Here is a 13,931-nt window from a genome sequence, read left to right as displayed (position 1 = left end):
GCTGCTTACCTTTTTTTAAGCCTGTTTAATCAGATTCTTCTTCACTGCTGTTATTGTTGTAAGCCAATCCACAAGAGCAACGACAATCACCGAATAAGAGATGATAAGCAGCAGGGAACTCTTGATTGACTACCTGTACGCCGCGTGCAAACTCTTTTACATCCGTTGGTACGCGGGAGAGCGCGTCAGCTTTCTTTTGAGAATCGATATAAGCTCCAGGTGGGACAAAACGATTCTTTCGAATACGCACTCCGTTCGTCACTACGGCATTGTAGGAAATAAAGCTCCCTTTCTCCACAGTAGCGTTATAAACGATCGCCTTAAAGCCTACGAATACTTTTTCTCCGATAAAACAAGGCCCGTGAACGAGAGCGCCGTGTGCGACAGAGACTTCATTGTCGATGTAGATGGAATACTTTCTGCCATCAACTCTGACGAATTGATTCGTTAATCCATGAAGAATGACGCCATCCTGAAGGTTGGTATTAGAGCCGATATAAAATGGCGTTCCTTCATCTGCCCGAATACTCACGAGTGGTGCGACATATACGTTCTCTTGTATTCTTACATCACCGATTACGCTCGTAAATGGACTTAAAAATGAACTTTGATCAATGGTTGGTGCGATCTGAATTGGATTAAATGTCGTCTTAGGATTAGGGCTAACAAACGGTTGAAAGCCATCTCCACAATCATTATGTTTCAAAACTACCCACCCCTTACATTTTATCTTCTCAGCGTATGCAGAGAAGAAAGAAGTGGAAACCCGTCTAATCAACTGTACTCGTCCTATGTGATATTACCGCGCAAATAATAGTCTATGTCCACCCCACTTGTACAAAGTGGGGTGTTTGTATTTGTGTGGGGTCAGACCCCACTACGCCTTGAGGCTTATCTAAAGATACAGCTATGGCCAGTTTTGAGAAAATGCTGAGGGAGGTAAGCTAAAGATACGAAAGGAGGAAGCCAAAATGAAAAAATTAGGCTTGCTTGTAGTTGGAGGAATTGCAGCAATCGTTTTGATCGCAAATCTAGGTCCGATGGTTGGTCTTGGGATCGGTCTGGCAGTCATGTATTACGCCTTTAAGAAAGCGATGGCTGCGCACAGTGGAGGAAAGAAATTTTGGTGGGGTGCTCTATCGGTCGTAGGACTTTGTGTATCCGTTAGCAATCTGCCTGCCATATTAGGTGCTGTCGCGATCTATGTTCTCTACGTGGTTTATAAGAAATGGAATCAATCAGCATCGGTAGAAGAGAACGACAGTAATGACCCTTTTACCAATTTTGAAAGAGAATGGGCAAAACTTAAAAATAGCTAAAAACAAACGCTAAAAAGGAGCGAATCATTATGAATTTATTCGAACGCATCAAAAACTCAATCTCGGCAGATGTACATGAGCTTTTAGATCAAAAAGAGGAAAAAAATCCGTTATCTCTTCTGAACCAATATTTAAGACAATGTGAGTTAGAAGTCAATAAAGCACGTAAGTTAGTCGAGCGTCAGCAGCTGTTAAAAGACCAGTTCGTACGAGAGATGGAAGAAGCAGAGGCAAAAGCAGCGAAGCGTGCTCATCAGGCTGAAATCGCTCAACAAGCGAACGAACAAGAGTTGTATCAGTTCGCACTTCAAGAAAAAGAACAGCATGCGCTACGAGCAGCCCACTTAAAAGAATCTACGCTGCAAGCAGAAAAAGATCTTGTAGAGCTTGAGCAAAAATATGAGCAGATGAAACATAAGCTCAAAGATATGCAGATCAAACGTATGGAATTGATGGGTCGTGAAAATGTAGCACGCGCTCACCAAAAGATGGACCGTGTGATCGATCCGTCTCACTCCATAAAAAAATCGGCATTCCGTTTTGATGAGCTTGAAAGCTATATGGATCGTCTTGAGCAGAAAGTAAACGCTGATTATCATGCAAGCTCGATGGAAGCGAAGCTAGCGAAACTTGAAAAAGATTGGAAAAAGGAAGAATCATCTACTACCGTTTAAGGCAGTATGTGATACGATAAAATAAGAGACAAGGCGCAAATTGCTGCGCCTTTTACCTCGTTTATGACAGAAAGTGAGTGAGTGCAGATGCTGAATCGGAAAAGAAGTGATTTCATAAGTTGGGGGCTTTTACTAGCGCTTGTTTTGGTGTTATTAGAAGCTACCTTAAACGGAGGAGGAATCTTATTTTCTCTCTTGTTTAGTGCTGCACTCCTGTTTTTTGGACGAAAACGAATGCCGAGGCGCTCCGGTAAAATTATGTTCTGGCTCGGTGTTTTCATCGCTGTCATGAACGTATTAAGCATGTTCACCTTTAAGCTCTTACTAGTAGCATTCGTTATTTATGTGATTTATGAATTTTATCAATCTAAACAAAATCCTGTTTTCGTTACGCCTCAGTTCGAACAGGTTCCGACTATGACACAAGATGATGTATACAAAAAAGAAACGCTATTAAAAAACATCCTTTTAGGCACGCAACAAACACCAGAGCATGTGTATGAATGGAACGATATTAACATCCAGTGTGGTCCTGGTGATACGATCATTGACTTGAATCAAACGATTTTACCTGATGGGGAATCGGTTATTCTGGTTCGCGGTACGATCGGAAATATAACGATCTATGTTCCTTATGAGATGGAGGCCGCTGTCAGCCATTCTATGATTATGGGGAATTCAAGGATTTTTGACCGAAGTGAATCTAAGCTTTTCAACCAGACGCTCTTTTATCGAACGAAAGGGTATGGAGAGGCGAATAAAAAAATTAAAATCGTGACAAGTATGTTTGCCGGAAGTCTGGAGGTGAAACGGGTATGAGTACTGTTTTACGCCATATGTTCTCCGGTATAGTAGCTGCATTTGCTGTAGCGATCGTGCTAGGGTCGATCGTTTACACGATATTTCCGATCGAAAACTGGGATTTTTTATTACAGAAACACTTGCTTGATATCCCTGTTGCTTTCGTCTTGCCTTTTTTAGTGTTCATCATGGGTGCGTTCTTTGGTTTGAATTCGGGCATCACGTCTCGTAAACAATTAAACTCCATCAATCGTACACTGAAATCAATTGAAGACGGTAGGCAAGTAGACATGAAAGAAGTGAGCAGTCTTGAGTTGCGAACGATAGCGAAGCGGATGGAAGGCATTCAAAAGCAGCTAGGGGAAAAGATTCGTCAGTCCCAAAAGATGGCTACCGAAAAAGCGGTCGATCAAGAGAAGCGAATACAGGAGATTATTTCCCAAGAAAGAAACCGTTTGGCGAGGGAACTTCATGACTCTGTTTCGCAGCAACTTTTTGCTGCTAGTATGATCATGTCTGCTGTAAATGAAACGCGCAGAGAAGAAGACACTCGTGAAACCAAACAGTTAAAACTTGTTGAAGAAACGATCCATCAGACACAGCTTGAGATGAGAGCACTTCTACTGCACCTTCGTCCTGCTGCATTAAACGGAAAATCATTGCAGAAAGGGATGGAGGAGCTTTTACAAGAGCTTCTACAAAAAGTACCGATCGAACTGAAATGGAAGATTGAAACGATTCCTCTTGCTAAAGGAGTCGAAGATCACCTGTTTCGTATTCTTCAAGAATCGGTGTCTAACATCTTAAGGCACGCACAGGCCAATAAAGCTCAAATCTTACTGGTCCAAAGAGATGATCTGATTATCCTTCGCATTGAAGATGATGGTGTGGGCTTTAAGATGGATCAGGAAAAAACAGGTTCATACGGTCTGCAGAACATGCATGAACGGGCAGCAGAGATTGGGGGAACATTGAAGATTGTGAGTTTACCAGGCGAAGGAACGCGACTTGAAGTTAAAGTACCTATTTTAAAAGCGGGAGATGACAGCAATGATCAAAGTATTATTAGTGGATGATCATGAGATGGTGCGTATCGGAGTTTCGGCTTACCTTTCTGCGCAGCCTGATATCGAAGTAACGGATGAAGCAGAGAACGGAAAAGTAGCGATTGAGAAGGCACTAGCGCTGAAACCGGATATCATCTTAATGGATCTTGTTATGGATGAGATGGACGGAATTGAAGCAACGAGAGAGATAACAACGGCATGGCCAGAAGCAAAAATCATTGTCGTAACAAGTTTTCTTGATGACGAGAAAGTATATCCTGCACTAGAGGCGGGTGCGTCCAGTTATATGTTAAAAACGTCAAAAGCGAGTGATATCGCTCAAGCTGTTCGCGACACGTATCACGGAAAATCTGTCCTTGAACCGGAAGTAACAGGGAAGATGATGAGCAAGATGCGTAAAAAACAAACGCGCGAGCCACATGAAGAGCTGACTGCGCGCGAGATGGAGATTCTTTTATTGATGACGAAAGGAAAGACCAATCAAGAAATTGCAGATGATCTGTTCATCGCTTTAAAAACAGTGAAAGTACATGTGAGTAATATTTTAAGCAAGCTGGATGTACAAGACCGAACTCAAGCTGTTATCTATGCCTTCAACCATTCGCTTGTGTAACAGTTACTCTGCCTGTACAGAGATATGCTGAAAGGTTTTGAAATCAAAGAGACCAAGATCTGTAAGCTTTATCTCTGGAATAACCGGAAGAGTTAAGAAGGATAGGGTCAGGAACGGATCAAAACCTCCGTGAAATCCGATCTCCTTTAACTTTTCTTTAAGATTAACAATCTGTTGATTGACTTCTGTAAATGGTCTGTCTGACATCAACCCTGAGATCGGAAGCGGGACAGATGCGAGCACTGCTCCGTTTTTCACGATTACATAGCCGCCTTGCATCTCGCGTATCGCTTCGATCGCGACCAACATATCCTCGTCATTCGTTCCGGCAACAACTAGATTATGTGAATCATGCGCAACAGTTGAAGCAATCGCACCGTTTTGGATAAGAAGGCCTTTTACCACGCCTAGGCCTATGTTTTCAGTCTTATTGTGACGTTCGATCACAGCCATTTTTAATAAATCGTTCGTGACAGAGGGTATAAATTCTCCGTTTTCTGCCGTTGCCGCAAGAATTTTCTTCTTGGTAACAATCTGGTTCGGTATGATTTCAATCACATGGATGGGCTTATCATCGGTTATAGGAATAGAAAGCTTTTCTGAATCTATCTTCGTCATGTTTACTGTCTGTGTCAAAGCGGCTGGAGGCTGTGAACTTTGAGACCATGACCCAACAAACTTTCCACCCTTAGCAACCAATTTTCCTCCTACAAAAACATCGGATATGGAAATGGATTGCAAATCATCAAGCAAAAGAAAGTCTGCTTTGTAACTTGGAGCGATAGCACCTTTTTCTTTTAAACCGTAACATTCAGCTGCGTTCAAGGTTGCGAGTTGAATCGCTTGCAAAGCATCCATACCTTCTTGAATTGCGAGCCGTACGTTATGATCTACGCTTCCTTCTGCTACCAAATCATCCAGGTGCTTATCATCGGTACAAAATAAAAAGCGACGCGCGTTTTTCGGTGTTACAGCTTTTATGAGCGCTCTTAAATTTTTGGCTACAGATCCCTCACGTATTAACACGTACATCCCTCGAGAAATCCGATCCAGTGCTTCATCCTTTGTTGTACATTCGTGGTCCGTCGTGATCAGTGAGGAACGATAGACGTTGATGCCATTAGCGTCTAATCCTGCAGCGTGGCCATCGATCATTCCGTTTTGATCAGCTGTAGCAACGATTTTTTGAAGCATATCCTCATCCCCTCTAAAAACAGCAGGAAAATCCATCACTTCAGCTAAACCGAGGACACGTGGATGAGCTAAAAAGGGTTCTAGGTCAGATGCTTTTAAGACAGCACCTGCATTCTCAAAAGGAGTTGCAGGAACTGATGAAGGAAGCATCACTCGTACGTCCAGAGGAAGCCCTTCAGACTGATCCAGCATAAAAGCGATCCCTTCAGCTCCAGAAACGTTCCCAATCTCATGAGGATCCGTTATGACCGTTGTAACGCCATGGGCGAGCAACACTTTGCTGAACTCTGCCGGCGTCACCATAGATGACTCGATGTGAACATGGCCGTCAATGAAGGCAGGGGATATAAATTTGCCCGTTGCATCAATGATTTCAAGTCCTTCGTACTCCCCAATACCGGCAATATACCCATCAACGATCGCAACATCGCCTTCCATAACTCGAAGATTAAACACATCAATGATTTTTCCGTTTTTTATTACAACATCCGCTGGGATTCTTTTTGTACTAACATCAATTCGTTTTTTTAGAGCATCTATGTTCATGAAGTGATCTCCTTTTAAGAAAAATCTACCAACTAGTATACGGATATCCAATGTATTCCATGTAAAGAAAAAACGGTCCCGAGGAGGTGACCGTTTTTTGTGTTATGCATTCAAAATGTCAATGACTCGTCCCACTTGACCGTCTTCAAGGCGTACTTTAATGCCGTGTGGATGTGTAGGTGAGTTCGTTAAGATATCTTTTACAATACCTTTAGTTTTCTTGCCAGAACGCTGGTCTGCTTTTAAGATTACGTTCACAGGAAGACCAGGGGTGATATTTGCTCGCTTACGATGCATTAAACACCCGTTCTCCGTGCCTGGTTGTTTGCTTTTTTGGTTTGTTGGTTTTTAAGCTGGTTCGCCACTTTCACAGGCCCCTTGCTGAATGATCCGCCTGATTGCTGTGCTTTCTTCTCAGCTAAGCGCTGCTTCGCGATTTCTTGAAAGCTTAACTTCTTTTTCTCCTCAGCCATCTTCGTCACCTCTATTTTTTCTTTTTAAAATCTGCTTCTTTTAAATAACCTTCTGCTTCTGCATATGTTTCAAATGCAGCTTCTAGTGCATCATCTTCATCAAAGATGAACCACATGCCATCTTCTCCAACGAGGCGAATTTCCTCGTGGCTGTGGCTGTACCAGTGTTCTTCTTTACGCTCTTCTTCTTCATCAGAACGATCTTTCTTTGGCTGCTGCCAACCATGTTTTTTCGATAGAAACTCCATGGATTCTTGGATAAGAGCGATTAGTTCTTCTGCTTCGTAGTCACGGATGTTCACATAGCCTTTGTCGTTTTTTACGCTTTGTGGCAGGTGTCCGCCATAAACGAAGCCGTTTCCGTTCGGGTGAAGGTGGTACACGACGATTTTCTTGTCTTGTACACTTTCCTCGAAGTGGAAGTTTAAGCGGCCAAGGGATACCTCGTGCATGTCGAGCTCTGGGAAGTTTTCTTCGATTAAAGCAATTTTATCTTCAAATGAAAGCATGTTTATACTCTCCGTTTCTTTGTTGTGATTGGTTGATTATATCACACTGAGAGGTGAAAACGAAAAGGTCTCAGGGGAAACTGTTAGGGGAAAAATGGTTATATGGATAAACAGGTTGTTTTGTAAGTAGTTGATCTCCGTTTCGGGTGCTTCGCTTTCCGCGGGGCAGGCGGTGAGCCCCTTGCCGCTTTGCGCCCTAAGGGTCTCACCTGACCGCTTGTCCCGCAGGAGTCTCGCACCCTACACTCCAATCAACTTGCTATGGTGTCAAAGGATTTCAGGGCTTTTTCAGAGACTAATCCATTCATACAACATAAAAAATATTTAAAGAAAAGCTGACAGTTGAGGTTACCTAAGTAACTTTCCTGTCAGCTTCTTCTGCTTTAGCGTGTTGTTGTTTCTTTTTGGATGGATTTTTCGAGTTCGAACCAATAGTCTGCTAGTGTTTCCATGCCTTTGTCGAAGTTTTCGAGATGGAAGTGCTCGTTTGGTGCATGGAAGTTTTCTGTTGATAGTCCGAAGCCCATTAATACGACTGGGATATTTAGCATTTGATCGAACGTTGCTACGATTGGAATCGATCCGCCGCCACGTGTGAACGCTGTTGGTACACCGTACACTTTTTCATAAGAACGTGCCGCCGCTTGGATGGCTGGGTGATCGAACGGCGTTACGTATGGAGCTCCTTTATCAAACAGAGTAACCTTCACATCAATGCCGGCAGGCTTATGCTTTTCAATGTGCGCTTTTACTTTTTCGATGATTTCATCCGGCTCTTGGTTTGGCACGAGTCGGCAGCTGATCTTTGCGTGTGCTTTTGCAGGGATAACGGTCTTGATGCCTTCACCTTGGAAGCCTCCCCATACGCCGTTTAACTCTAATGTTGGGCGTGCCCATGTACGTTCAATGTGAGAGTATCCTTCTTCACCTGTAAGCTCTGTCACACCAAGCTGATCTTTAAGTGCTTCTTCTGTTAGAGGAAGAGCACGGAACGCTTCTCTTTCTTCTTCTGTTAGTTCTTGGACATTATCATAAAAGCCATCTACTAAAATACGGCCGTTCTCATCGCGGAATGATTGAAGAAGCTCGGTAATCGCGTGCAGCGGATTCTGAACAGCTCCGCCATATAGACCGGAATGCAGATCACTATTTGGTCCCGTCACATCTACTTGCATTGCACACATGCCACGAAGTCCATAACAGATTGCTGGCTTTCCGCGGTCTAGCATGCCCGTATCTGAAATGACGATAACGTCTGCTGCTAGTAAGTCTTTATTTTCCTCAATGAACTTTGGAAGACTTGGACTGCCGATCTCTTCTTCACCTTCAATACAGAATTTAAAGTTAAGAGGCAGCGTACCTTCTGATTTTAGTATGGCCTGTAGTACTTTTACGTGCATGAACGTTTGACCTTTGTCGTCTGAAGCTCCGCGCGCGTACAGTTTGTTATCGCGGATGGTAGCTTCATAAGGAGGAGATTCCCATAGCTCGATCGGATCAACAGGTTGTACATCGTAATGGCCATAGACGAGTACGGTCGGTTTGCCTTCTGCTTTTAACCAGTCTCCATAAACAACAGGGTGTCCGTCTGTTTCATAGATTTTTACGTTATCCATTCCGGCATTCGTCAGGCTATCTGCAATCCATTCTGCCCCTTTTCGAACATCTTCTTTGTGCTCAGGCAGTGCACTTACACTTGGAACAGCAAGCCAGTCTGTTAATTCTTTTAAATGCGTATCACGGTTTTCTTTTAAATAGTTTACGATTTTTTCAGTCATATCAAAATCCTCCTTATGTACGTTATGCTCTACTTCTTAGTTTAATGGAGTTCAGCTCGGAAATGAAATATTCTTTATCTTCTTTTTTCAGTATCTGTTGACCAGCGCGCTGTGCAAGATCGTAATATTCTTGCATACTTCTTTCATCATTTTTTACTGAATAAGCACGAGCAACAGCCTCATAAGCGAAAGCAAGGTCAAAATCGGTTATGTTGTGTTCTAAACAGAGTTCAAGAGATTGTTTCCCGTGGAACATTGCTGACTCGCTCATGTTTAGAATGGCATACACTCTTGATAGCTGCCATTCTCCACGAGCAAAATGGAGAGGTTCTCCGATTTGTCCCCAATGAAAGCGCGAGGCGTGGGCGGTATGTATCATTTCTAAGGCATCTTCCTTCGTGCGGTCTTTCTTTTCGATCAAGTCCCACGTTTTGTTGAAAGTATCTACAGCCTGTTTCCGATGCCATTCTTTGAGAGTTAACTTCTCCATCCATTTCACACACCTTATGTATTTGTGGTTTACTAAAGGTAAAGCTATCGGTATGAGTATTCTGTATAAATGAACATTTCCCTTTATAAAAGATAGAAAGAAGTGCATAGAGTATGGAGAAAAAAATAGGTTTTATCGGGTTTGGAAAGATGGCGCAGGCGATGGCAGGAGGTATGATCAGTTCAGGTTTGATCAGTCCTGATCAGATCATTGCGAGCATGCGAACGGAAAAGACAAGACTGTATGTCGAGAAACAATATGGTATTCACACGTTTTCTTCTAATAGTGACGTTGCAAAAGGAGCTGACGTGCTGTTTCTTGCGGTAGCGCCATATTCTTATTTTGAAGTGATTAAAGAGGTAAAGGAATTTGTAAAATCTGATGCGATCATCGTAACGATTGCAGCTGGGATTACAACGGAAGACGTGGAGCACGCTTTTGGCAAACAAGTGAAAGTGGTACGAACGATGCCGAACACGCCATCACTTGTCGGAGCGGGTATGACGGCTGTTTCTGTTAATGATGAGATAACGGATCAGGAATTGCAGACGGTAGAGAAGTTATTGGGGAGCTTCGGTAAAGTAGAGGTGATCGTAGAATCTCAGATGGATGCGATTCCTGCGATCAGCGGCTCTTCACCGGCTTACGTGTACATGATGATTGAAGCGATGGCAGACGGAGGCGTGGTACAAGGCTTGTCACGCGATCAATCCTATCGTTTAGCGGCACAAGCGGTTTTAGGAGCGGCACAGATGGTGCTTGAAACAGGAAAGCATCCTGGCGAGTTAAAAGATCAAGTAACGTCTCCAGGTGGAGCAACGATTGCGGCGGTCGCAACACTCGAGCAAGAACGCTTTCGTGGTGCAGTATTAGCCGCGATGGAAAGCTGCACAGAAAAAGTAAAGAAATTGGGGAAAAAATAGATGGGCTTTAAGGAATTAGGTATTCATGATGAATTTATAGATATTTTGCTTCAAAACGGAATCGGTGAACCTACGCCTATTCAAAAGGAAACGATTCCTATCATCTTAGAAGGTAAAGATGTTGTGGGACAAGCTCAAACGGGGACGGGGAAGACGCTTGCTTTCGTGCTTCCTCTTCTGCAAAAAGTTGATGCTGAACGGGATGCGGTTCAAGGGTTGATCGTTGCCCCGACGCGCGAGCTTGCCATTCAGATCACTGCAGAAGTACGTAAACTTACAGAAGCTCTCGGTGAGATTAACGTGCTCGCTGTTTACGGTGGGCAGGACGTGATCGCTCAGATGCATAAGCTAGAGAGCAAGGTTCATGTGGTTGTCGCAACACCTGGAAGACTGCTCGATCATATTCGCCGAGAAACGATCGACTTATCTCATGTTTCAACGTTCGTGTTAGATGAAGCGGATCAGATGCTTCATATCGGATTTTTAGATGACATTGAAGACATCATGTACGAGGTGCCTGAGGATCGTCAAACGTTACTTTTTTCAGCGACGATGCCTGATGAAGTGAAAAAGCTAGCTGAAACGTATACAAACGATCCTCAAGATATCCATGTGAAAACGAAACAGATTACATTAAAGGAAATCCGGCAGCGAATCGTGGAAACAACAGATCGAGGGAAGCAGAATGACCTCGTTCAAACAATCAGACTGTTACGTCCTTATCTAGCGATCATTTTTTGCCGAACGAAAAGAAGAGCAAGCAAGTTGAACGAAGCTCTGCAAAATATGGGATACAATTCTGATGAACTGCATGGCGATCTTTCTCAAGCGAAGAGAGAAGACGTGATGCGACGTTTCCGTGAAGGGGAGATTCAATACCTTGTGGCAACGGATGTGGCGGCACGCGGACTTGATGTTGATGGAGTCACGCACGTTTTTAATTATGACATCGCGCTCGATGCCGAAAGCTACATTCATCGAATTGGAAGAACGGGGCGTGCTGGTGGAAAAGGACTTGCGGTTACGTTCGTTGCGCAAAAAGACCGTCGTTTGCTGCAGATTATCGAGCGAGAGACAGATCAAAAGTTGAATGTTTTAAAACTTGAATATATGTAAGATTATATCTTTAGAAAGTGGGCTATCCTTTTGGATGGCTCCTTTTTTTGTGGGTATATAATACCAACTATTATTACCAGGTAACAAAAATAGTTGCTTCATAAAACAAACCTTGTTACGATTGTATTGTACGAGAATTCGAAAGAGTCAGATTAGAGGAGTTGAGCAAATGAAAGATTTACAATCGTTTGGCTGGTATGCAGCAAAGATCGCTCCAAAGCTGCCGAAAGAAGCCTTTAAGCCAGTACCATCCCGGTTATGGGGAGGACTAGTCTATCTATTGATCGTAATCGCCGGTATTTTAGTTATCGGGTTATTAAATAATTTACACCCTTGGTTAGGGATTGGAATCGCCGTTATATTAGGAACGTGTTTTGCGGGAATGGGCTTCTTAGGCCATGAGATCCTGCACGGCACCGTTATCCGAAAGCCATGGCTTCGTGACTTTTTAGGAGCAGTTGCTTTCTGGCCATTAAGTGTTGGACCTAAGCTCTGGCGCAAGTGGCACAATACGACTCATCACGTTCATACACAGCATGATGGGAAAGACCCTGATGCGTGGCCGACGCTAGAGAACTTGTCTCACAAACCATTGCTACAAAAAGTGTACAAGCTACCGATGTGGATGCGTTCGATCGTAAGCTTTGCTTTCTTGTCTGTTTCGTTTACGCTGCATGGACTTTTCATGTTCAAACGGTTTATTACAGAGTTCAAACCAAGTAAACGACCTTCTGTGTGGATTCAACTGCTATTGCCGTGGGCGATGTGGCTAGGATTGTTGGCGTGGCTAGGACCCGTTAAATGGTTCTTTGCGGTGTTGCTACCGTTATTGATCGCAAACGCAATTGTAATGAGCTATATTTCAACCAATCACCGCTTGAACCCAATGACAGACGTGAACGATCCGTTAGCGAACAGCTTAACGGTTACTGTTCCAAAATGGATCGACGTGATTCATTTTAACTTCTCTTACCATACGGAGCATCATTTGTTCCCTGGTATGAGTCCAAAATATTACCCGCTCGTAAAAAAGCATATCAAAGAGATGTGGCCAGAGCGCTATCACGAGATGCCGCACTGGAAAGCACTTGTTGCACTATGGAAGACACCGCACGTGTACTTCAATCAGACTCAGTTTGTTGATCCAGCACCTGGTAACCTGTATCCTTCACTTGGGCATGGGATGAATGAGACGGAAACTGTGGAAGAGAAGAAGCGGGAACGAAAACCAGTGAGCCGCACATCGAAAAGCATCCATTAATTTGGGTGTTTTTTTGTTTGGTGTGGAAGCTTGGTGCGGTGACTTTTGAGATTGGACAGATTAATTGCTGAATTGGACAGATTATATGCAAGATTGGACAGATTATTGCTCGAATTGGACAGATTATACTCAAGATTGGACAGATTCCCATCTCAATCGGACAGATTTCTATTCCTGAATGTCATTTAGGGAGCATAAATCATATGTTCTCCCTCTTGTTGCACCTGTATAAGGCAATTTCATAGATACTAAGAGCTTGGATGCTACCGAAATAGAAGAAAGCTTCAGAAAATCACGTGCTTGCTGGTTGGTTATCGTAGTTTGGATGAAAAGAGAGTAGTCTTTAAGCGCTCTTATGTGAGGATTCCTGCTAGAATGTGAACAATGCGGACAATTCCAGGTTCGATAGCCTTTTTTCATCCCGAAACCCAAACACCCCTCACACTGCACCCCTTTAATAATCATCTCTTTGCTAATTTTATACCGCTCCATTACATCGACATCCCGTGGGGTGTGTTCCTTGATCAATCGCCGCGTGACCTTGTTCATTACATCTCCAGCAACAATCACATGCTGTTTATACTTTCGTTGAAGTTGACGGATCCGGTCTAGCAGTTGGACGCTATGAATCACTTTTTTCGATATGCGGCTAGACTCATCGTTCGTTTTCAAGACAGATTGAGAATGAGTCATAACCACGAGAGCCTCGATCGGAACGGAAGGGAATTTGTTCTTACTCAGCCAATGCTCAAGCTGGTATTTTTGGCGTTCAACTTGTGCGATAGGATCTTGAAAGGGTTCTTCTATACCGTTTTTTGTGCGTATTAGTTGATTGAAGGTATGATCGAAGAAAAGGTTTCCGGAGATGTTCTTCACTTCAATAATAAGCATGTACGTAGGATTAAGAATGAGCGTGTCGATTTGGAAAAAAGTAGATTCATGGGGAATTCGAAGGTCGTGCAGAACGTGGCATTCTTTCTGGTTCGGAAGCATGTTCAAAAAATAGTTGATAGAGTCTTCACCGCGAAAACCGGCCGTCATCTTGCCGATTTCTAATTCAAGATTCTGTTTAACAAGATCATCTTCTAAACGGTTCATCAAGAGCTGAAGCTTGTTCATATAGATGGGCTGCAACCTTACCTTTTTTATCATAGCATCACTCCTCAC

General features: G+C 43.3%; 15 protein-coding genes and 1 pseudogene. 8 read left to right on the top strand and 8 right to left on the bottom strand.

The window, feature by feature from the left end:
- Positions 1–25: 25 nt before the first annotated feature.
- Positions 26–706, bottom strand: coding sequence for a carbonate dehydratase (locus tag IHV11_RS15415; protein WP_197132887.1), 681 nt, complete (start codon positions 704–706; stop codon positions 26–28).
- 265 nt (positions 707–971) lie between these two features.
- On the opposite strand from IHV11_RS15415, the gene IHV11_RS15410 reads away from it, so the two are divergent.
- The 5 genes from IHV11_RS15410 (at position 972) to IHV11_RS15390 (ending at position 4,474) form a co-directional block, all read left to right on the top strand.
- On the top strand, positions 972–1,319 hold the full coding sequence (locus tag IHV11_RS15410) for a flagellar basal body rod protein (RefSeq protein ID WP_197195405.1): 348 nt from the start codon (positions 972–974) through the stop codon (positions 1,317–1,319).
- A 29-nt stretch (positions 1,320–1,348) separates the two neighbouring features.
- Positions 1,349–1,993 carry a PspA/IM30 family protein gene (locus IHV11_RS15405; RefSeq protein WP_231618385.1) on the top strand — a complete coding sequence of 215 codons (645 nt, stop codon included), beginning with the start codon at positions 1,349–1,351 and terminating at the stop codon, positions 1,991–1,993.
- 87 nt (positions 1,994–2,080) lie between these two features.
- A complete protein-coding gene (liaF, locus tag IHV11_RS15400) occupies positions 2,081–2,812 on the top strand; it encodes a cell wall-active antibiotics response protein LiaF (RefSeq protein WP_197195404.1) in 732 nt (243 codons plus the stop codon).
- On the top strand, positions 2,809–3,870 hold the full coding sequence (locus tag IHV11_RS15395; protein ID WP_197195403.1) for a sensor histidine kinase: 1,062 nt from the start codon (positions 2,809–2,811) through the stop codon (positions 3,868–3,870). The genes liaF and IHV11_RS15395 overlap by 4 nt, the downstream gene beginning before the upstream one ends.
- On the top strand, positions 3,845–4,474 hold the full coding sequence (locus IHV11_RS15390) for a response regulator (protein ID WP_197195402.1): 630 nt from the start codon (positions 3,845–3,847) through the stop codon (positions 4,472–4,474). Before IHV11_RS15395 ends, IHV11_RS15390 begins: the two co-directional genes overlap by 26 nt.
- A 3-nt stretch (positions 4,475–4,477) precedes the next feature.
- On the opposite strand, the gene ade is transcribed toward IHV11_RS15390, so the two are convergent.
- The 6 genes from ade to IHV11_RS15360 form a co-directional block, all read right to left on the bottom strand.
- Positions 4,478–6,214, bottom strand: a complete 1,737-nt coding sequence (ade, locus tag IHV11_RS15385; protein WP_197195401.1) for an adenine deaminase — start codon at positions 6,212–6,214, stop codon at positions 4,478–4,480.
- Positions 6,215–6,316: 102 nt separating this feature from the next.
- The gene (locus IHV11_RS15380; RefSeq protein ID WP_066399319.1) at positions 6,317–6,511 is read right to left on the bottom strand and encodes a YwbE family protein; all 195 of its coding nucleotides are present in this window, start codon (positions 6,509–6,511) and stop codon (positions 6,317–6,319) included.
- Positions 6,511–6,687 carry a hypothetical protein gene (locus IHV11_RS15375; protein WP_171005587.1) on the bottom strand — a complete coding sequence of 59 codons (177 nt, stop codon included), beginning with the start codon at positions 6,685–6,687 and terminating at the stop codon, positions 6,511–6,513. Before IHV11_RS15375 ends, IHV11_RS15380 begins: the two co-directional genes overlap by 1 nt.
- Positions 6,688–6,698: 11 nt before the next feature.
- Entirely contained in the window at positions 6,699–7,196 is a 498-nt protein-coding gene (locus tag IHV11_RS15370) for a hypothetical protein (RefSeq protein ID WP_197190264.1), read from the bottom strand.
- Between the two features lie 383 nt (positions 7,197–7,579).
- Entirely contained in the window at positions 7,580–8,974 is a 1,395-nt protein-coding gene (locus IHV11_RS15365; protein WP_197195400.1) for a dipeptidase, read from the bottom strand.
- A 22-nt stretch (positions 8,975–8,996) separates the two neighbouring features.
- The gene (locus IHV11_RS15360; RefSeq protein ID WP_197195399.1) at positions 8,997–9,464 is read right to left on the bottom strand and encodes a hypothetical protein; all 468 of its coding nucleotides are present in this window, start codon (positions 9,462–9,464) and stop codon (positions 8,997–8,999) included.
- 113 nt (positions 9,465–9,577) lie between these two features.
- Between IHV11_RS15360 and proC the strand changes: the two genes are divergently transcribed.
- The 3 genes and pseudogenes from proC to IHV11_RS15345 all read left to right on the top strand — a co-directional run bounded on the left by proC (position 9,578) and on the right by IHV11_RS15345 (position 12,764).
- Positions 9,578–10,387 carry a pyrroline-5-carboxylate reductase gene (gene proC / locus IHV11_RS15355; protein ID WP_197190261.1) on the top strand — a complete coding sequence of 270 codons (810 nt, stop codon included), beginning with the start codon at positions 9,578–9,580 and terminating at the stop codon, positions 10,385–10,387.
- Positions 10,388–11,458: pseudogene (locus IHV11_RS15350) on the top strand (DEAD/DEAH box helicase); the annotation flags it as partial.
- 214 nt (positions 11,459–11,672) lie between these two features.
- Positions 11,673–12,764, top strand: a complete 1,092-nt coding sequence (locus IHV11_RS15345; protein WP_197132913.1) for a fatty acid desaturase family protein — start codon at positions 11,673–11,675, stop codon at positions 12,762–12,764.
- 168 nt (positions 12,765–12,932) lie between these two features.
- Here the strand turns inward: IHV11_RS15345 and IHV11_RS15340 are convergent, their stop codons facing one another.
- The gene (locus tag IHV11_RS15340) at positions 12,933–13,916 is read right to left on the bottom strand and encodes a nuclease-related domain-containing protein (protein WP_197195397.1); all 984 of its coding nucleotides are present in this window, start codon (positions 13,914–13,916) and stop codon (positions 12,933–12,935) included.
- Positions 13,917–13,931: the final 15 nt, after the last annotated feature.

Source organism: Fictibacillus sp. 26RED30 (genome assembly GCF_015903845.1).
In the GTDB taxonomy this organism is placed as follows: domain Bacteria; phylum Bacillota; class Bacilli; order Bacillales; family Fictibacillaceae; genus Fictibacillus; species Fictibacillus phosphorivorans.
Note: the sequence above shows the minus strand (reverse complement) of the source record. Positions and strands in the feature narration are given on the sequence as shown.

Excerpts from the sequence above, each read along its gene's own strand:
- IHV11_RS15410 (WP_197195405.1), top strand. The coding sequence starts at position 972 with ATGAAAAAATTAGGCTTGCTTGTAGTTGGAGGAATTGCAGCAATCGTT.
- IHV11_RS15405 (WP_231618385.1), top strand. The coding sequence starts at position 1,349 with ATGAATTTATTCGAACGCATCAAAAACTCAATCTCGGCAGATGTACAT.
- liaF (WP_197195404.1), top strand. The coding sequence starts at position 2,081 with ATGCTGAATCGGAAAAGAAGTGATTTCATAAGTTGGGGGCTTTTACTA.
- IHV11_RS15395 (WP_197195403.1), top strand. The coding sequence starts at position 2,809 with ATGAGTACTGTTTTACGCCATATGTTCTCCGGTATAGTAGCTGCATTT.
- IHV11_RS15390 (WP_197195402.1), top strand. The coding sequence starts at position 3,845 with ATGATCAAAGTATTATTAGTGGATGATCATGAGATGGTGCGTATCGGA.
- ade (WP_197195401.1), bottom strand. The coding sequence starts at position 6,214 with ATGAACATAGATGCTCTAAAAAAACGAATTGATGTTAGTACAAAAAGA.
- IHV11_RS15380 (WP_066399319.1), bottom strand. The coding sequence starts at position 6,511 with ATGCATCGTAAGCGAGCAAATATCACCCCTGGTCTTCCTGTGAACGTA.
- IHV11_RS15375 (WP_171005587.1), bottom strand. The coding sequence starts at position 6,687 with ATGGCTGAGGAGAAAAAGAAGTTAAGCTTTCAAGAAATCGCGAAGCAG.
- IHV11_RS15370 (WP_197190264.1), bottom strand. The coding sequence starts at position 7,196 with ATGCTTTCATTTGAAGATAAAATTGCTTTAATCGAAGAAAACTTCCCA.
- IHV11_RS15365 (WP_197195400.1), bottom strand. The coding sequence starts at position 8,974 with ATGACTGAAAAAATCGTAAACTATTTAAAAGAAAACCGTGATACGCAT.
- IHV11_RS15360 (WP_197195399.1), bottom strand. The coding sequence starts at position 9,464 with ATGGAGAAGTTAACTCTCAAAGAATGGCATCGGAAACAGGCTGTAGAT.
- proC (WP_197190261.1), top strand. The coding sequence starts at position 9,578 with ATGGAGAAAAAAATAGGTTTTATCGGGTTTGGAAAGATGGCGCAGGCG.
- IHV11_RS15345 (WP_197132913.1), top strand. The coding sequence starts at position 11,673 with ATGAAAGATTTACAATCGTTTGGCTGGTATGCAGCAAAGATCGCTCCA.
- IHV11_RS15340 (WP_197195397.1), bottom strand. The coding sequence starts at position 13,916 with ATGATAAAAAAGGTAAGGTTGCAGCCCATCTATATGAACAAGCTTCAG.